At 44.3% G+C, this 19,181-nt stretch carries 15 protein-coding genes; 13 read left to right on the top strand and 2 right to left on the bottom strand.

The window, feature by feature from the left end:
* The first annotated feature begins 154 nt into the window (after positions 1–154).
* The 6 genes from recC to B6N13_RS14280 all read left to right on the top strand — a co-directional run bounded on the left by recC (position 155) and on the right by B6N13_RS14280 (position 11,854).
* Positions 155–3,550: an exodeoxyribonuclease V subunit gamma gene (gene recC, locus B6N13_RS14305; RefSeq protein ID WP_169459749.1), complete on the top strand. Its 3,396-nt coding sequence runs from the start codon at positions 155–157 to the stop codon at positions 3,548–3,550.
* Positions 3,547–7,269 carry an exodeoxyribonuclease V subunit beta gene (gene recB, locus B6N13_RS14300; RefSeq protein WP_169459748.1) on the top strand — a complete coding sequence of 1,241 codons (3,723 nt, stop codon included), beginning with the start codon at positions 3,547–3,549 and terminating at the stop codon, positions 7,267–7,269. Before recC ends, recB begins: the two co-directional genes overlap by 4 nt.
* Positions 7,256–9,175 carry an exodeoxyribonuclease V subunit alpha gene (gene recD / locus B6N13_RS14295; RefSeq protein ID WP_169459747.1) on the top strand — a complete coding sequence of 640 codons (1,920 nt, stop codon included), beginning with the start codon at positions 7,256–7,258 and terminating at the stop codon, positions 9,173–9,175. Before recB ends, recD begins: the two co-directional genes overlap by 14 nt.
* A gap of 175 nt (positions 9,176–9,350) precedes the next feature.
* Positions 9,351–10,358 (top strand): tryptophan--tRNA ligase, encoded by a 1,008-nt coding sequence (locus B6N13_RS14290; protein ID WP_169459746.1) that lies wholly within the window; start codon positions 9,351–9,353, stop codon positions 10,356–10,358.
* Positions 10,359–10,369: 11 nt separating this feature from the next.
* Positions 10,370–11,239: a Tim44-like domain-containing protein gene (locus B6N13_RS14285; protein WP_012070906.1), complete on the top strand. Its 870-nt coding sequence runs from the start codon at positions 10,370–10,372 to the stop codon at positions 11,237–11,239.
* A 105-nt stretch (positions 11,240–11,344) separates the two neighbouring features.
* A complete protein-coding gene (locus B6N13_RS14280; protein WP_012070905.1) occupies positions 11,345–11,854 on the top strand; it encodes a chemotaxis protein CheW in 510 nt (169 codons plus the stop codon).
* A gap of 116 nt (positions 11,855–11,970) precedes the next feature.
* Here B6N13_RS14280 and B6N13_RS14275 read toward each other — a convergent pair whose 3' ends face one another.
* A complete protein-coding gene (locus tag B6N13_RS14275; RefSeq protein WP_169459745.1) occupies positions 11,971–13,269 on the bottom strand; it encodes an inosine/guanosine kinase in 1,299 nt (432 codons plus the stop codon).
* An 87-nt stretch (positions 13,270–13,356) separates the two neighbouring features.
* Between B6N13_RS14275 and moeB the strand changes: the two genes are divergently transcribed.
* Both moeB and trxB read left to right on the top strand, forming a co-directional pair.
* Positions 13,357–14,097 (top strand): molybdopterin-synthase adenylyltransferase MoeB, encoded by a 741-nt coding sequence (moeB, locus tag B6N13_RS14270; RefSeq protein WP_169459806.1) that lies wholly within the window; start codon positions 13,357–13,359, stop codon positions 14,095–14,097.
* Positions 14,098–14,272: 175 nt separating this feature from the next.
* Positions 14,273–15,232 carry a thioredoxin-disulfide reductase gene (gene trxB / locus B6N13_RS14265; protein ID WP_012070902.1) on the top strand — a complete coding sequence of 320 codons (960 nt, stop codon included), beginning with the start codon at positions 14,273–14,275 and terminating at the stop codon, positions 15,230–15,232.
* A 74-nt stretch (positions 15,233–15,306) separates the two neighbouring features.
* On the opposite strand, the gene ppa is transcribed toward trxB, so the two are convergent.
* Positions 15,307–15,837, bottom strand: a complete 531-nt coding sequence (gene ppa, locus B6N13_RS14260; RefSeq protein ID WP_012070901.1) for an inorganic diphosphatase — start codon at positions 15,835–15,837, stop codon at positions 15,307–15,309.
* A 208-nt stretch (positions 15,838–16,045) separates the two neighbouring features.
* Between ppa and ihfB the strand changes: the two genes are divergently transcribed.
* From ihfB to B6N13_RS14235, 5 genes are all read left to right on the top strand, one after another.
* The gene (ihfB, locus tag B6N13_RS14255; protein WP_012070900.1) at positions 16,046–16,354 is read left to right on the top strand and encodes an integration host factor subunit beta; all 309 of its coding nucleotides are present in this window, start codon (positions 16,046–16,048) and stop codon (positions 16,352–16,354) included.
* 74 nt (positions 16,355–16,428) lie between these two features.
* Positions 16,429–16,752, top strand: a complete 324-nt coding sequence (locus B6N13_RS14250) for a LapA family protein (protein WP_012070899.1) — start codon at positions 16,429–16,431, stop codon at positions 16,750–16,752.
* Between the two features lie 5 nt (positions 16,753–16,757).
* The gene (gene lapB, locus B6N13_RS14245; protein ID WP_012070898.1) at positions 16,758–17,936 is read left to right on the top strand and encodes a lipopolysaccharide assembly protein LapB; all 1,179 of its coding nucleotides are present in this window, start codon (positions 16,758–16,760) and stop codon (positions 17,934–17,936) included.
* 59 nt (positions 17,937–17,995) lie between these two features.
* Positions 17,996–18,703, top strand: coding sequence for an orotidine-5'-phosphate decarboxylase (gene pyrF, locus B6N13_RS14240; RefSeq protein WP_169459744.1), 708 nt, complete (start codon positions 17,996–17,998; stop codon positions 18,701–18,703).
* 149 nt (positions 18,704–18,852) lie between these two features.
* Positions 18,853–19,167, top strand: a complete 315-nt coding sequence (locus tag B6N13_RS14235) for a ComEA family DNA-binding protein (RefSeq protein ID WP_012070896.1) — start codon at positions 18,853–18,855, stop codon at positions 19,165–19,167.
* The last annotated feature ends 14 nt before the right edge of the window (positions 19,168–19,181 follow it).

Raw genomic sequence — 19,181 nt, 5'->3', positions numbered from 1 at the left:
TAAAGCATTCAGTCCTTCTTTTTTGGTTCTACCAAGGTTACGCTTATTCATTGTTTGGCATTGTTGTCTAAATCGCTGCTTAAATGACAGAGCGAGTGAGTTTTTGTCCTCTGTTACTGTTTTTGACTCTTATTCTGAAGCCTAGGATTCGTGCATGTTTCAACTTTACACAAGTAACCGTCTAGAAGATTTGGCTGTGTTGCTTGCGAAGATTTTGGCTGTTTCACCGCCAGAAAATCCGTTTGATGATGAATTTATCTTGGTGCAGAACCCCGGTATGGCGCAGTGGTTGAAGATGTTTCTGGCCGAGTCTCATTCTATTGCTGCGGGTTTGGTGTTTCCTTTGCCTTCTACCTTTGTTTGGCAAACTTTTGCGCAAAGTCTAGACGATATTCCTGCGCAAAGTGAATTTAACAAGCCTTTCTTAGTATGGCGCTTAATGCGTTTGCTGGACTCTCGTCTTGGCGAACCAGAATTTCAGGCGTTGAGTTGGTATCTTGAAGAAGACGATACCCAGATCCGCCGCTTTCAGTTATGTAGTAGCATTGCCGATATTTATGACCAATATCTGGTGTATCGCCCTGATTGGATTAAGTCTTGGGAAGGTGGCGAAGCACAAGACCCCAAGTTGACAGCCATCTTTGAGCAACAACCTTGGCAAGCCATTTTTTGGCGAGACTTGGTCGCTGATGTCAGCCAGCGGGGCACGTCGCTTTATCATCGTGGCAATCTTATTGAAGCCTTGCATGACAAAACTCAATCCTCTGCGCGACCAGTTGGTGTTCCTGAGCGAATTTTCATTTTTGGCGTGTCTTCGCTACCACCCAATACTCTTGAGTCTCTTCGAGTTCTGGCCGCGTCTGGCTGGATTGATGTGCACTTGTTTTTGCAGAACCCTTGCCGTTTTTACTGGGGCGATGTGGTTGATAAACATTACTTAGGTCGAGAAATAAAACGCCAAACCCTTAAACCAGGACTGAGTACCGATACCTTGCATTTGGACGCAAACCCATTGTTGGCAAGCTGGGGGCGACTAGGTCGTGATTATATTGCCCAGTTACAAGAAATGGCCGATAACGAGCTGGAAGTATTCGAAGATTATCGTACTGAGCAATCGACAGGGCTACTACAATGGATTCAGCAAGATGTGCTGACCCTAGAAAACCATGGCTCGCAACAAGAGCGAGACGCCAAGATTCGCGATGCGAGCTATCGACATCCTATCGCTGCGGACGATCAAAGTATTCGTGTGCATTTGTGCCACAGCCCATTGCGCGAAGTGGAAGTGCTGCACGATCAGCTTTTGCAAATGTTCGAGAGCGATCCGAGCCTGACGCCAAAAGACATTATCGTCATGTTGCCCGACGTGAATACTTACAGTCCGTTTGTTAAGGCGGTCTTCGGTTCTGTTAAAGGTAGCGCACAGGGCAGAAAACACATTCCATTTGCTTTGATTGACCAATCTGGCGGCATGGAAAACCCAATTGTTGATGCCTATTTGTATTTGCTCGGTTTGGGGGAAAGCCGTTTTACCTTATCTGAATTGATCAGTGTATTGGAAGTTCCTGCTGTGTTGGCGCGTTTTGAGCTAACCGCTGACGAGTTAGAGCGTATTCGACAGTGGTCGACAGAAGTCGGCATTCGCTGGGGATTGGATGGCAAAACCGCTCAACAGCATGATTTACCGATGCAAGAATCTCATACTTGGCTGAATGGCGTGCGCCGCATGTTATTGGGTTATGCCATGGGACATGACCATATTTGGGAAGGCACGTTAAGTTATGGTGATGTGGAAGGTTTGGAAGCGTCTGTGGCCGGTAAACTCGCCGAGTTTTTAGTTGCCATTAACGATGCTCAAGCGAAATTGATGGAATCTCTCGCCCCGAAAGAATGGATTTCGACCTTGTATTATTTGGCGGAACGATTCTTTTTGGTTGACGAAGACGATGCGTTTCCTGCCTTGTTGAGTAAGCAGCTAGACGCGTTAACGCTGCAATGGCAGCAAGCGCATTTTGATGCACCATTGGATCAGCAAGTGTTACGTCAGCTGCTGTCGCCGTTATTGCAAGAATCCCAAGGCGGTCAACGATTCCTAGCGGGACGAGTGAATTTTTGTACCTTGATGCCAATGCGCTCGGTGCCGTTTAAAGTGATTTGTGTGTTGGGTTTAAACGAGGGTGATTATCCACGTAGCGTGGCGCCGATGGGATTTGACCTGATGGTCGGACAATATCGCAGCGGCGACCGAAGTCGACGGGAAGACGATAAATATTTGTTTCTTGAAGCCTTAATGTCAGCCCGAGATTGTTTCTATATCAGTTATGTTGGTCGCAGCATTCAAGACAACAGCGAAAAGAATCCGTCGATCTTAGTAAGCGAGTTATTGGAATACATCGGCCAGAGTTGCGTGTTTGAAGGTGATCAAGCATTAACGCCAGATGACGCACAGAAAGCCTTGTTAGAAAAATTGATTCTCGAACATCCTTTACAGCCTTTCAACGCGGCTTATTACTTTCAGCCACAAGGCTCGTCGCACGAATCTACTGATCAATTTGATAAGCGCTTGTACAGCTACGACGAGCAGTGGTTGCCCGCTTTGCTTAGCGTTCCAGTAGACGATGAGGCTCAGGCGTTTTCTCCGTTGGAGGGCTTGGAACAACCAAGGATAGATTTAGCACTGGATGAATTGTCACGATTCATCGGGCATCCGACTCGTTACTTTACCCAGCGTCGATTGAAAGCCTATTTAAGCCTGCAAGAAGAGGAAGAAAAAGAAGATGAGCCGTTTGCTTTAGATGGCTTGGCGGGCTACCAATTACGCGAAGGCTTGCTGCAAGCCATGCTAAAAGGCGATGAAGATCAGTTCGTTGAGCGTTTGTCTCTAATGGGGGCTTTGCCTTACGGCGCGTTAGGACGTTTGTCTTTGCAGCAGAGCCGTGGTCAATGCCGTCAGTTATTGTCTGTGTTGCAAGGTTACGCTTTGGAAGAGTGCGAGCCTATTGAGGTGAATTTGGCAATGGGGAGCATTGTGCTGCAAGCCTGGTTGGATTTGCCAACCGCGATGACGCGCTTATCTTATCGCATTGGTGATTTATCGGCACATCAAAAAATGCAGATGTGGATCGAGCACTTAGCCTTGTGCGCGCAAGGTACACCCAAAGAGCATCACCTAATTAATTTGACTAAAACCGGCAAGTTGCTACAGCACAGTTTTATTATCATTCCACCGAACGATGCCCAAGATTATCTGAATACTATGCTGGCGTTGTTGCAACAAGGCTTGTGTCAGCCTATTGCTTTACCGGCTAAAAGCGCAGATGCATGGTGTAAAAGCTATTGTTCCAGCAAGACCCTTGAGGATGCCGATATCGCTTGGGAGCAGGCGTTGAAACTTTATCAAGACAACAGTTCTGCGTTTACTCGCAGTGAAGTCGATGATGCCTATTGGCAGCGTTATTTTCCGGATTTAAATCGTCAAAAGGCTCAGTTTGTCTCTTTATGTGAGCAAATTTGGTTGCCCATGCATCGTCACTTGGAGGTCATAGAATGAGTTTCTCTTCTGAGTCCGCTCAAACTGAAGGTTTGAATATGATTCCTGAGCCGCTGAATGCCTTAACCTTCCCGCTGTTTAGCAAACGCTTGATAGAAGCCAGCGCAGGGACGGGTAAAACTTATACTATTGCCAACTTGTATTTGCGTTTGCTGGTTCCAACCGGACAGGCTGGAGATTTAGACAAGCCTCTGACAGTTGATCAAATCTTGGTGGTGACCTTTACCGAAGCCGCCACAGCCGAGCTAAAAGCGCGGATTCGTGGACGCATACGTGCTGCACGAAAAGCCTTGTTGCAAGGCGAAAGTAGTGATGTATTTCTGGCTGATTGGCTAGTGCAAATGTCAGATGAGCAACGCGCTGGCGCTATTGAAAAGCTGCTGTATGCCGAAAAGCAAATGGACGAAGCGGCGGTATTTACCATTCATGGTTTTTGTCAGCGAATGTTGAGCCAGAATGCTTTTGAAAGCCGTATGTTGTTCCAACAAACCATTGAGACAGACGAACTGGCTCCGCTGTCTATGGCGGTGAAAGACGTTTGGCGCAGTGTGTTTTATCCAATGGACGACACCAAGGCCGCTTTAATTCAGCCGATTTGGTCGAATCCAGATGCCTTGTTGAAAGACTTATACTTACTGAACAATCAGCCTGACGCCAAAATCGCTGTGCCAGATTATGATTGGGAAAGTGCGCTAAGTCAGGCGCAAGAAACCATGATGGCGGTGCGCGCCATGTGGCTGGCTCAGTCGCAAGACATCATTGATGCCCTTGAACGCAGTGGCATTAAACGCACCTTTTGGCGTAAAGATCCGTCGAAAGACATTCAAGCCATGACTCAATGGGCGAACTCGACGCGTTTTGAACTAGACAAAAGCCTAGAAAAATTTGATACCAATGAACACGCCAGCCGATTGAGCAAAGGCGGCGACCTGCCGGCTCACGAGTTTTTTGCTTTGGTGCAGGCGTTGCGTGAAAGCTTTCCCGATGCGGGGCGATTAAAAGCCGTATTGTTAACTCAGCTTTGGCAGCAAACACAAGAACGTATGAAACGCTGGAAGCGCAGCACGCAATCGTTGACCTTTACGGATTTGCTGACTTCGCTGGATGTGGCACTCGCCCAAGACGAAGCGGGCAAGTTGGCGGAGCGTATTCGTCATCTTTATCCCATTGCCTTGATCGATGAGTTTCAAGATACGGATGCGGTGCAGTATCGAATCTTCTCGACTATTTATGCGCCAGCGCAAGTGGACCAAAACGCCTTAGGCTTGATCATGATCGGCGATCCAAAACAGGCGATTTATGCCTTTCGTGGAGCGGATATTTACACCTATTTGGCCGCCAAAAAACGGGTTGATAGCGTTTATTCATTGGCGACTAACTATCGTTCTTCTGCTGCTATGATTCGGTCGGTTAATGGGCTTTTTACCACGCAAGCGGAACCCTTTCGCGTCACCGGAATTCCTTTTGTTGAAGTACAAGACCGTGGCATCGCTAGTGGTTTTTCTCGACAAGGTCAAACGCAAGCCGCATTGCAGTTTTTGTATCAAAGCAGTGACGAGCCAGTTTCCGCCAAAGAGTATCGTCAAACCATGGCTGAGTCCTGCGCGGCGCATCTTCATGAGTTGTTGCTAGAAGGGCAGCAAGGCGAGGCCATAATTGATGGCAAAGGCGTGCGACCAAAAGATGTTGCCTTATTGGTGACTAACTTTAGCCAAGCCAATGCCTTGAAAGATGCATTGCGTCAGCGCGGTATCGCCAGTGTGTATCTGAGTGACAAAGGTTCGGTGTTTGAAACGGTTGAGGCACGAGAGCTATTGATCGTGCTGACGGCGATTTTATCCAATGGACAAGAAAGTAAACTGCGCTCGGCATTGGCAACCAGTTTGGTTGATTGGTCATTGGAAGACTTGGATACGTTAAATCACGACGATGTGGTGTATGAGAAATGGGGGCAAGCATTCCGAGATTATTTGGAACTCTGGGACAAGCAAGGCTTGTTGCCCATGTTGCGTGAGTTTATGCAGGATGTGTCTTTGGCCGCGAACATTCTCAGCCATACGGGCGGCGAACGACGTTTAACTGACTTTTTGCATTTGACCGAAAAGCTCCAGCAGAAGTCTCTTGAGTTGGACTCTAAAGAAGGTGTTTTACGTTATCTCAGATTGGCGATTCAAAATCCAAACGGTAACAGCGACGAGCAAAAGATTCGACTTGAAACCGACGCGGAACTGGTTCGAATCGTCACCATTCACAAAAGTAAGGGCTTGGAATATCCAATAGTCTATTTGCCTTTCGCGCTTACGCCGTATCGCGATCAGGACAGTTCCGCTTTGTATCACGATGCTCAGCAGCAATTGTGGATCGCTATTGATCCTGATGAAGCGCAAACCGAGTTGCACAAAGAGGAACTGTACGCGGCGGAAATTCGTTTGGCTTATGTGGCGTTAACTCGCTCTAAAGAGGCCTGTTTTATTGGCTCAATGGAAGTAGGTAAAAGCTCGAATAAGACGCGTGGTGCCGTGTCCTATGTCCATTTGAGTGGGGTTGGTGCTCTGATTGGTGAAGGCGAGTCGCTTGAGGCTGGTGATTTGTACCCAAGTCTTGAGCGTCTTTGTGAGCGTTATCAAGATGGTCAAATGCAGTTATTGGATTTGCCTGATGAACCGCAGCGTTTACCACGATTCAAAATGGCGGCTTTTAATAAGGTTCAGGACGAATTAATCGAACCTCATGCAAGGGAGTTTACCGGACGTGTGGAACGAGATTGGTGGGTCGGCAGTTATTCCTCGCTGGTGGTGGAAGATAAAGAGCGTCATGATGAAAGTGTACCCGGTTTGGATGAAATGACGCGTTTTGTCGATCCTTTGCTGGACAATATGGAAGTGCCTGAGTCGCCATTGGAGCTATCGCAAAAGGAACCGGAAAAGAATCGTTTCACCTTTCCTAAAGGCGCAAAGCCGGGGACTTTCTTGCATGACACGCTGGAAGGCAAAGCATTGCATGATGTGTCTGCTAATCCGAGCTTTAAAGATTTATTAAAAACCAGTCACCATAAGCTGATGGCTAATTTCTACGAACGCCAGGGTTTTGATGAATGGCAAGATGTATTGAGCGAATGGTTGCCTGATATCGTTAACACCGAGTTAATGGCGGGAATGAGTCTGGGGAGTTTGGTGCCATCGGCTTGTCGTAAAGAAATGGAGTTTTTTATTCCTGTGACGGGTATGAACGCCTTGCAACTGGACCGTATTTCTCGTGAGCATGATGATGTATCTAAAGTCGCGCCGATGATTCAGGATCGCCCGTTAAAAGGCATGTTAAAAGGTTTTATCGATTTGTTGTTTGAGTACCAAGGTCGCTATTACGTGTTGGATTATAAGTCGAACTACCTGGGTGACGACTTTGCCGATTATGAGCCAGAGAAGCTGGTTCATGCTATTGCTGAGCACAGATACGATTTGCAATATCAGCTTTATACCTTGGCTTTGCATCGCTTATTGAAGCAGCGTTTGCCAAATTATGATTACAACAAACATGTTGGCGGCGTGGTGTATTTATTCCTCCGTGGTATGCAGCCAGAACAGCAAACGGGTATTTTCCAAAGTCGTTTAACACTTGAGCATGTAAATGCACTGGATGCCTTGTTTAGCGGCGACAGCTTAGATAAAGCGCAGAATGACTCATCAAATGAAGGAGCCGTGCAATATGGACTTTTCTAACCAACTAGGTTTGCTCGACTTTCTTAATGAAAAAACGCTTGAAGAAAACTTTCCTACTGCAACGTCATTCAGTTTGTCAGATTGGCAAGCCAGAGGGGTTCTACGTGCCATTGATTGCCAATGGATTGAGCAATTGGCGCATCATGCCAAAGAGGATCATTTAGCCGTTCACATAGCGGGCGCTTTATGCAGTGCTTATCTTGGTGGCGGTCATATTTGTATTGATCTTGAGAGCATTTGGAATAGACCGCCTGAAGGCATTGAATTAGAAGAATTACGAGCGGTTCTTGCAAGCTGTAAGGTAAAGAATGCGGCTGATTGGTGCGCTGTTTTGCAAGGCAGCCGATTGGTTTCGTCAGCGGGCAAGGTGAATGAGAGTCCAATGGTACTCGCTGGTACGCGTTTGTATTTGTATCGTTATTTCCAATATGAACAACAGGTGCTGAATTATCTCAAAGGTCAGTTTTCTGTTGCGCCTTTTGCTGTGGATGCTGGATTATTGATGCAACTTTTCCCTACTCAGTCTGAAGAGGTAGATTGGCAAAAAGTCGCTGTAGCCAATGCCGCTAGTTTGCCTTTTTCTGTGATCAGCGGTGGCCCAGGAACTGGAAAGACAACAACTGTCACTCGTCTATTGGCGTTACTGGTGGCTCAGTCACTTGCTGAAGGTAAGTTGTTGCGTATTGAGCTGGCGGCTCCTACTGGGAAAGCAGCTGCTCGTTTAACTGAATCTATTTCAAAAGCCAAAGCAGATTTGCCATTAAGTGACGACGTTAAGTTCGCCATTCCGGAACAAGCCAGCACCTTACATCGCTTATTAGGCAGCGAATTTGGACGTAGCCGTTTTAAGCACAATAAAGACAATCCTTTGCATCTGGATGTGTTGCTGGTGGATGAAGTGTCCATGGTGGATTTACCGATGATGGCGAAATTGATTGATGCGATGCCGCCGAATGGCCGACTAATTTTACTGGGCGATAAAGATCAGTTGGCATCCGTAGAAGCGGGCAGTGTGCTGGGAGATTTATCCTACGGAATTGAAGAGGTGTATTTTCAGCCGGGGTGGGCAGAGCGTCTGAGTCAGCTGACGGGAGAACACTTGGCCCCATTTGAGAATCTATCCGCTCCAGCTATTAGCCGAGCGCTTACTTTGCTACGCACCAGTTATCGCTTTGACGCTAATAGTGGCATCGGACACTTGGCAAAAGCTATGAATGCAGGTAACAGCCAAGCAGTATTGCGTTGCTTGCAGTCTAATTACGCAGATGTTGAATGGCGAACGCCAGAAGAAGGGCAAACCAAGGCCGATATTGCGACATTAGCTAAAGGTTATGACGAGTACTGGGAAGCGGTGCGTCAGAATCTAGACATTGCCAAGCTGTACAGTGTGTTCTCACGTTATCAGATATTGACTGCTGTTCGCCAAGGTGAGTTTGGTGTCGAGAAGGTGAATGCTCAGCTGGAACACTATTTTTATCAACGTGGGCGAGTAAAAGATCCCCATGTTTGGTATCCGGGAAAAGCCGTGATGTTAACTCGAAACGATGCAGCACTAGGCTTGTTTAACGGAGATATAGGTCTTTGTATGCCTGACGAGTTTCAGCGTCTTCGTGTGTGGTTTATGCAGCCTGATGGTTCTTTTACTGGTTTGCTGCCGAGTCGTTTAAGTGAATTCGAAGTGGTCTTTGCGATGACGGTACATAAATCCCAAGGTTCTGAATTTGATCAGGTTGCCTTGTTATTGCCTATGACACCTTCGCCAGTTTTAACCAAGGAGTTGCTTTATACTGGCATTACCCGGGCGAAGAAGATGTTTATCTTGTGGGGATCGAGCGGTTTGATTCGTTCAGCTACCAGTTCACGTATTCAACGTGATTCTGGCCTAATTAGTGAGCTGTGGCATTGATATTCAATGAATCGGCTCCATTATTCATTAACGGTTAGAAAGGCTTGTAAAACATAGGGCTAAATAATCGTAATGGGTGATTCTTGCTGTCGTTTTTTTATGGTAGGGTAAGCGGCATTTACATTTTCAAGCAATGACAATTTAACTCTGTGTAAAGTAAGGAAAGAGTACCACAATGGCAAAAGAAATTGTTTTAACTGGTGTTACCACCACAGGCACTCCGCATTTAGGAAACTATGTGGGAGCTATTCGTCCAGCGATCGAAGCAAGCCGTCAAGATAATACGGAATCTTTCTTCTTTCTTGCGGACTATCATGCGTTGATCAAGTGTCAGGATCCTGAGCGCGTGAAACAGTCTCGTTTGGAAATCGCGGCGACCTGGCTAGCGTGTGGCCTAGATACCGACAAAGCAACTTTTTATCGTCAGTCTGATATTCCTGAAATCGCTGAATTGAATTGGCTATTAACTTGCGTTACTGCAAAAGGTTTGATGAACCGTGCGCATGCCTATAAAGCAGCGGTGGATGAAAACCTTGCCAATGGTCAAGATCCTGACTTTGGTACTACCATGGGCTTGTTTTGCTACCCAGTATTAATGGCGGCTGATATTTTGACCTTCAACGCACATAAAGTGCCAGTAGGTCGTGACCAAATCCAGCATATTGAAATGGCTCGAGATATTGCGGGGCGTTTTAATCATTTGTTTGGTGAACATTTTGTTTTGCCTGAAGCGGTAGTAGGCGAAGAAGGTTCTATCTTGAAAGGTCTAGATGGCCGCAAGATGAGTAAGAGCTACAACAATACGATTCCTTTATTTGATACTGAAAAGCAACTGCAAAAAGGTATTAATAAAATCAAAACAAACTTGTTAGAACCTGGTGAAGCGAAAGACCCTGAAGATTCTACTGTGTTTGATATCTATAAAGCGTTTGCAACGTCTGAGCAAACAGCGCAAATGCGTCAGAATTTTGCGGATGGTATTGCATGGGGTGAAGCTAAGAAGGAACTTTTTGCATTGATCAATGGTCAACTATCTGAGCCGCGTGAAAAATACAAAGAGTTGATGGCTAACCCTGCTCATGTAGAAGAGATTTTGCAAGCAGGAGCAGAGAAAGCCCGCGCTCGTGCACGTGGAAGGATTTCAGATTTACGCAATGCTGTAGGTCTGGTTAACTTTAAATAAAGGAGAGTTTTGTGAAAACAACAGTATTTGCCATGTTTATGGCATTTGTTTTGGCAATCGGTGCAGGTGGATACAGTGCGGATGTCCAAGCTAAAAAGTTTGGTGGCGGTAAAAGCTTTGGTAAAAGCTATTCTGTTTCTAAACCTAAAAGCACTGCAGCTAACACAAGTAGTACGACGAACGCAGCAGCGGGCGCTAAAAAACCTGGATTTTTGGGTGGCTTAGGCGGCGGTCTGTTAGGTGGTTTGTTGGCTGGTGGTCTTTTTGCAGCCTTGCTAGGAAGTGGTGCTTTTGATGGCATTTCTTTTGGCGATATTATGTTATTTGCCTTGATTGGTTTCTTGGTTTACAAGTTCTTTATCGCGCCAAAACGCCGTGCTGCTGCCGCTCAGGCTCAAGCAAGTGGTGCTAATGGTATGTTCCGCGAAATGCCAAACTCAACGCGCGATAATGTTCAGCCTTCTCCAATGTCTGGAATAAGCGGTTTTGGTGCACAACCAGAGATTAAACTTCCACCTGGATTTAATGAACAGGCGTTTGTTGCTGAAGCAAAAAATCATTACATCACCCTACAAAAAGCGTGGGATGATAATAATTTTGATGAAATTCTGGATTATGTTAGTCCAGAGCTTTACAACCTTTTGGTTGCTGAGCGTGCGACCCATGGTGATAATAAACCGCGTACCGAAGTTATCTCTTTGATGGCTGAGCTTGTTCGTGGTGAATATATTGGCTCTACTGCATCTATTTCTTTGCAGTTTTCAGGCTGGATTAAAGAAGGTGATCAGACTTCCGATACCAATGAAATTTGGCATTTGGAAAAAAATATGTCTGATGCAAATGGAAATTGGACAATAGTTGGGATACAACAAGACAACTAATTGTTACTTAACTTTGCTCGTAGACTCATCATTACTTGTTTAAACTAGACAAAGCTTGTGATGAGTTCTACATTACTTTTATTAAACTGAATATGGATGTGAGCCATGTCTGAATTAGCGCCTATTAAAGAAAATGGGAAAGCCTTGTCTGAATCGAAAAAAGGTGAGTTGTTACAGTATCTAACTTTTAAGCTGATTGACGAAACCTATGGGATTAACGTCATGCAGATTAAAGAAGTGCTACGTTATAGTGAAATCGCCCCGGTTCCAGGTGCGCCTTCTTATGTATTAGGCATTGTTAATTTACGTGGTAATGTTGTGACGGTAGTGGATACTCGAGTACGTTTTAGTTTGCCAGAGTGCACTATTACTGATGATACTCGAATCATTATTATCGAACATGATGGCGAGCAGGTTGGTTTGCTTGTTGATGCTGTCCAAGAAGTATTCTATTTATATCAAGGTGAGATTGAGCAAAGTCCTAGCGTTGGTAATGATGAAGCATTGAAGTTCATTCAAGGTGTTTATCAGAAAGAAGAAGAATTAGTTATTTTACTTGAGCTTAACCGCATGTTTGAACGCAATGATGCGCTTGGCATCGAAGCGATGAATTAAGCTAACAGATTTTTTTTGAGCAGCTCTTTGTTTATTGAGCATAGATAAAAACCATGCCGAAGCGCATGGTTTTTTTATGCCTAAAAATTATGTTTTGAAATAAGTGGTCTTGAAGCTTATCTTTCCCAATAAGCTTCTTCTAAACTGTCTTCTCGCTCAGGTAGTCCTCTGGATAAGCGAGACGCGTTTTGGGCGAGTATTTCATAACTCACGCGGTTTGAATACTTACAGATCTGCGCGAAGGATGAATAGGCTAAAAATGGCGCCAAATGTTTGCTGGAATTTGGAATAACTTCTTTATGAAAATGATTGGCAGAAATATCATGCAGTAAAGCTGATAGCGCGCCATCTCCAGCGCCATTGGTGTTGCGGATTTTATCTGGGCCACCCATATATGGATCTATATGAGAAAAAACCTTTACCGGTTGTTTGCAGGCTTCGCGCAACATAGGGCGACTAAATTCCCAGCGGTTAAAATCTGCCAAACTGCCAGATTTTATTGGGTTGGTGGTTTCACGTTTAAGTTCATCGTCTGTGTGTCCGCATAAATACATGCCGTCAGGTCCTGCGGTCAAAAGCACAATATCCACATGCTCAAGAATCGCACTAGCCGCTTGTAGCGGATCTGAAAAGCCAGTTAACGCTTCGGCTTCTAATTCGTTCATCGCCAATACATTAACGTAATTTTTAATTAGCGTGAGCAGTTCGTCACGGTTTTCTTCTACTAGGTGTTTTGTGCCGAGTGTTAATACGGTTGGAACATGATGCAGGTGAGCGTATTCCAAGGCTTTTAACATAGCTTGTTTAATAGGTTTGCCTTGGTGGCGTAATGGATAGGCGCAAGTGACCAATGCTGCACTTCCTGCAATGATATGTTCGGGTATATGATCGACATCTAGTTCATCCATGTCACCGGGAGCGATAGCAAAAGTGCGTTCTCCATCCGGTGTGATCAAGGTAATACCTCGGCCAATATCACCAGGTACGCCTTGTAAGTGATTCATATCGACTTTGCTGCTGGTATGACAAATATAATGGTAAGCTGGTGACCCTAAAGTGATGTTGGCTGACATAACACCAAGTAGTACAGATTTATCATCGGCTAATACCGAATAGTTATGAATAGTGTTGCCAATAGTACCGCCGGCAAAATGATCCGAGATACTGTTTTGTGCGGTTAATTCATTATAAATAGCAGAAGCAGTTTCAGCATCGACAAGGTTGGATAAGCCTTTTTGGATGTTAAAGGTCTCTAAAAATTGGTCAGAGACATTTGCGACTACGTCGACTATGGTTTCATCCAAACCAACAATATAGGTGTCTTTATCGGGTCGAACTTCCGATGTTGGCAAAACGGGCTTCGGTTGTGATACGGGAAAGTAATGTTTAAGTTTGCGTCTGCCGGGAAACTTCATATTGATGCTCGTGGGTAAAATAATTAAGCGAGTTTAGCAAAGAATTGACCGGTCGGGCAGGATGAGTAGTAAGAAAGTAAGGTGAAAATGAACGAATCAGAGTTAGATCGATATAGTCGTCAGTTATTATTACCCAATTTTGATATCCAAGGGCAACTCAACCTTGCTCAAGCGAAAGTCTTGATCATTGGTTTAGGAGGGCTTGGGAATATTGCGGCCACTTACTTAGCTACGTCTGGTGTGGGGCATTTGACCTTGGCTGATGGCGATCAATTAGAAAGCAGTAATTTGCCTCGCCAAGTACTTTATGATGAAAGTCAGCTCGGTTTAAACAAGGTTGATGCCGCGGCGAAGCAAATTGCTCTTAAAAACCCAACTGTCAAAGTAGAGACCATCGCACAAAAATTATCCGGTGATTCTTTATTAAACGCCGTAGAGCAAGCGGATGTGGTGTTGGACTGCACCGATAACTTTAACGCTAGACAAGCTATCAACCGAGCTTGTCTATCCTTAAAAAAACCATTGGTCAGTGCTGCTGCGATTCGTTGGGAAGGGCAGTTGGTGAGCTTTTTATATCATCAGCACTCAACACCTTGTTATGAATGCTTATACCCGTCTTTGTCGGATCAGCAATTAAGTTGTAATGAGAGCGGAATTATTGCCCCGGTTGTTGGCTTATTAGGTGTCTATCAGGCTCTTGAAGCTTTAAAGCTGGCAAGTGGCTGCGGTAAGGTCAAACATGGTGTATTAAGGCTGTTTGATGGTTTTGAGGGCGGATGGCGTGAGATGCGTTTAACTCAAGATCCAGAGTGCTTGGCTTGTTCGTAGGAAGTTGTTGTGATGGTTAAAACCAGCCCAATGCTTGAAAACTGATAGATAGCCCCTATTTTAGTAATTAATATTTTTCTCTAAGAATTTCGTTAGATTTTCGTTAGAATTTACCACAGTCTTTTTAGCCGACCATTTTTGTGTCAGGCAAACATGCATTTACAGGAGCAATAACATGAGCGATGTTAAACACGCTAAATTAATGATTTTAGGTTCTGGCCCCGCGGGTTACACCGCAGCTGTTTATGCGGCTCGTGCGAACCTTAATCCTGTAATGATTACAGGTATGCAAATGGGTGGTCAGTTGACTACTACGACTGAGGTTGATAACTGGCCGGGTGATGATCAGGGCGTACAAGGTCCAGAACTAATGGAACGTATGCGCAAGCATGCGGAGCGTTTTGAGACAGAAATCATTTTTGACCACGTCAATAAAGTTGATCTAAAAAATCGCCCATTCCGTTTGGAAGGCGATAGCGGTGTTTACACTTGTGATGCGTTGATTATTTCTACTGGTGCGAGTGCTCAATACTTGGGTCTAGAGAGCGAAACGAAGTTCATGGGTCAAGGCGTGTCTGCTTGCGCGACTTGTGATGGCTTCTTCTACCGAAACCAAGATGTTGCTGTAATCGGTGGTGGTAATACAGCTGTGGAAGAAGCGCTTTATCTTTCTAACATTGCAAAAACTGTTACCGTTATTCACCGTCGTGACAAGTTCCGTTCTGAGAAAATTCTTGCGGACAAATTGATGGAAAAAGCAGAAAACGGCAATGTGAAAATCGAATGGTATTCTGAACTAGACGAAGTGCTAGGTGATGATGCGGGTGTTACGGGCGTTCGTATTAAAAATACCCAAACAGGCGAGAAAAAAGAAATTGCTGTTGCTGGCTTGTTCGTTGCGATCGGTCATAAACCAAATACCGATATTTTCCAAGGCCAGCTTGATATGAAAGATGGTTACTTGAAAGTGCAATCTGGTACACACGGTAATGCGACTCAAACAAGTGTTGAAGGCGTTTTTGCTGCTGGTGATGTGTCTGACCATATTTATCGTCAAGCCATTACCTCTGCGGGTACAGGTTGTATGGCGGCACTTGATGCTGAACGTTATTTAGATGGTATTGCTGATGCTTAATCGTTAGTGCAAGATCAAAAAAAACCGATCCTAGGATCGGTTTTTTTATGTAGGAGTAATTCGCGGATTACGAATTATTGAGCGTTGTAAGCTTCGATGCCTTCAACGATGGCTTTTTTCGCTTCTTCTGCGTTCGCCCAGCCTTCTACTTTTACCCACTTACCTTTTTCAAGAGTTTTGTAGTTTTCGAAGAAGTGCTCGATTTGATCACGTAGCAATTGTGGGATGTCTTGCACATCTTGGATATGACCGTATTCTTTGCTTAGTTTCTCGTGAGGAACGGCAACCAATTTAGCGTCCATACCCGCTTCGTCAGACATGTTTAGTACGCCAACAGGACGGCAGCGAATAACAGAGCCTGGTACTACTGGGTAAGGTGTGATTACCAATACATCAACTGGGTCACCGTCATCAGCTAAAGTGTTATTCACGTAACCGTAGTTTGCAGGGTAAAACATAGGCGCAGTCATGAAACGGTCAACAACAAGCGCGTCCATGTCTTTATCAACTTCGTATTTTACTGGGTTCGCTTGTGCTGGGATTTCGATGATAACGTTGATGTCGTTCGGTGCATCTTTGCCCGCAGGGATTTGACTATAGCTCATTATTATTTCTTCCAATGTATTAAATATGGGCGATATTATAAAAGCTAGACCGCTTCTATGCTAGTTGTGCAACGCATCCTTTCGTAATATTCGCTATTCAGATCGAATTAAATGAGTAAAAATAGCCTTTAAATGCGTTAACTTATTGCTTTCTTTCTGAATTTAGCTAGTCTTACACAGTGATCAAATTATAGTCGCGAGGACAGTAATGACAAAATCTGAGCTGATAGAGCTGCTAATCGATCAGCAATCCCATTTACCAGTGAAAGATGTTGAGCAAGCAATCAAAGCAATGCTTGAACATATGTCTGATTCTTTGGCAAATGGTGAGCGCATTGAGATACGAGGCTTTGGGAGTTTTTCTCTACATTATCGAGCACCTAGAATAGGCCGAAACCCTAAAACTGGGGAGTCTGTTGAGTTGAGTGCGAAATATGTACCTCATTTTAAACCAGGTAAGGAGTTGCGAGAGTTAGTCAACTTACCTGAAAACAGTGAGATCAACGAACTTAACTAATTTACGTCTTATGCCTCGAAATCTATGAGCTATCACGGCATAATAACGCCATTCTATTTTTGGTAGGTTGTTTTATGCTTAAATGGCTGAAAAGAGTTACTTATACAGTACTCATTGTTTTCTTTCTCGCCGTGGGTGTGTTTTTTGCCATCCGTAATCCGCAACTTATTCCTCTTGATCTTGTATTTTGGCAAGGTCCCGAATTAAGCGTCGCCCTTTATATCATTCTATCTTTTACCGTAGGAGCTTGTGTGGCTCTTTTAGTCAGCTCTGTTACGTATTTGCGTAGTGAACGCCAGATTAGGGTGTTGACTCGTAAATACGAAAAAGCACGAGATGAAGTGGATGCCTTGCGTAAAGCCTCTATTGCTAAAGAGCTTTCTGTTGGGAAGGAGTAATTGAGTTGACCGAAATTGGGTTGTTTTTGGTTCTTTTTGTCGCGCTCTTCGTTGGCTGGGCAATGGGGCGTAAAAATCCGACCAAGAAAAATAAACAGGTTAAAAAAAATATTCCGACGGACTATTTTCGAGGCCTTAATCATTTACTTAACGATCAACATTCAGAGGCTATTGATGCTTTTGTTGATTCCTTAGAAGTTAATTCCGATACTTTTGATATTCATCTAACACTAGGCAATTTATTTCGTAAAAAAGGTGAAATACAAAAAGCAATTAACATCCATCAAAATTTACTTGCTCGCCCCGAAATATCTCAGCGTGAAATGCGTATGGTGCAGTTAGAGTTGGCCAGTGATTTTATGTCGGCAGGTTTGTTGGATAGAGCGGGTCGCTTGTTATTAAATATGGCGTCCACATCACGAAAAAGTGAGTTTCAACCTAAGATACTTACCTTGCTCGTGGACCTTTATGAATTTGAGCAAAGCTGGGATAAGGCTATTCAAATTGGCTCTGAGTTGATAAAAGAAACGCCAACCAAGAAAGAGATTAAACGCTTAGCGCATTTTCATTGTGAAATGGCGCAAGAGCTTCAAAAGAAAGAGCAGTGGAAGCAGGCCTTCCAACATTATAAAGATGCCTTAGATGTAGATTCTAGTTGTGTTCGAGCAAGTATTGGTGCTGCTGATGTATTAAATAGCCAGGGCCGTTATCGTGATGCGATTAAAGAGCTAAAGCATGCTGCGGAGCAAGATCCAGAATTCATTTCAATCATTATTCCCAAGTTAAAAGAGTGTTATCAAAAAGTATGGGGTAGTGGGGGATATATTAAATTCTTACAAGAACAGAACCAGAAAAAACCTTCTACAGCGTTGATTATGGCGCTTGTTCAGCATTATATGGAAACAGATAAAGATTATGCTGAAATGTTTTTGGTTGAGCAGTTAAGGCAGCACCCAACAATTAAAGGCTTTAAAGAGCTAATTAGCTTGCAGCTTGCAGATTCTCAAGGGTACAACCAGCAACATTTGGTGGTTCTCTTTGAGCTGATTGATCAGCTGGTTCAAGCAAAACACAAATATCAATGCCGCCAGTGCGGTTTTCCAGGTCATCAACTGCATTGGCAGTGTCCAAGTTGTAAAAATTGGGGCATGGTGAAGCCGATTCATGGATTGGAAGGCGAATAAAACCACTTTGCATTGTGACACTTATAAATGATAGAAACTGAAAGAAAGAGGACAACTGAATGAGCTGCCAATCCCCTATAGTGGTTGCCCTAGATTATCCAACCATGGCGCAATCTATTGAGATGGCGAAACGACTTGACCCTGAACAATGTCGAGTTAAAGTCGGCAAGGAGCTATTCACAACAGCGGGTCCTGTGATTTTGGATGAACTGCATAAATTAGGATTCGAGATTTTTCTAGATCTTAAATTTCATGATATTCCAAATACGGTTGCCAATGCTGTTTGTGTGGCGGCTAAGGCTGGTGTTTGGATGGTAAACGTACATGCTTCAGGTGGACGCCGAATGATGGAGGCCTCTGCTAATGCGTTACAAAAACTACCTGATAATAAAACTTTGCTGATCGCCGTGACGGTACTGACCAGTATGGATCAAAGTGACCTTATAGAAATTGGTATAGATGCAACCCCTGAGCAGCATGTGAAACGCCTTGCCGCATTGGCAAAATCATCAGGAATGGATGGTGTGGTTTGCTCTGCACAAGAATCCAGTATGTTGTCAGCAGATCTAGGTAAAGACTTTGTTTTAGTAACTCCAGGTATTCGTCCTGCTGGTTCTGATCAAGGCGATCAGAAACGCATCATGACACCAGTTGAAGCAATGGCTGCAGGTAGTCATTATCTTGTGATGGGGCGTCCTATTACACAGGCAAATGATCCTATTGCAGTATTAACTCAGGCAAATGCTGATTTGGGCTTAATGGCATAAATTGCTCGCCTTGAGCCTTGAAGTCTGGTTAAAAACCTTTTACTCTAAAACCACTTACTTGTTTCAGCTTTTGTTGGCGCAGTAAGTGGTTTTTTATTGGCAAGATGCCACCTTTTGTTTTTTTAACAGAATTTGAAAAGGATTTTTCTATGACTAATTTCAAACGTATTTTGTGTGTTTTTGCTTCTCGCTCACTTCTGGTTATCTCCTTGGCGTTTATGCCTGTTTCAGTTTTCGCTGCAACTCCGTTGGATATAAATACTGCAACTGCTGCTCAGTTTGCTGCGGTGATGTCTGGTGTTGGGATTAAAAAAGCGGAGGCAATTATTGCTTATCGAGATGCTAATGGCGGCTTTGATTCCGTTGATCAATTAGCTCAAGTTAAAGGTATTGGCGATGCACTTTTGACTCGCAACAGGGATTTACTTCGAGTCGCTACAACCGACGAAAGTTCGAAAAATTAGCCTTATCTAGACAA

Origin of the sequence: Marinomonas sp. UCMA 3892 (genome assembly GCF_012726345.1) — a bacterium.
In the GTDB taxonomy this organism is placed as follows: Bacteria; Pseudomonadota; Gammaproteobacteria; order Pseudomonadales; family Marinomonadaceae; genus Marinomonas.
Note: the sequence above shows the minus strand (reverse complement) of the source record. Positions and strands in the feature narration are given on the sequence as shown.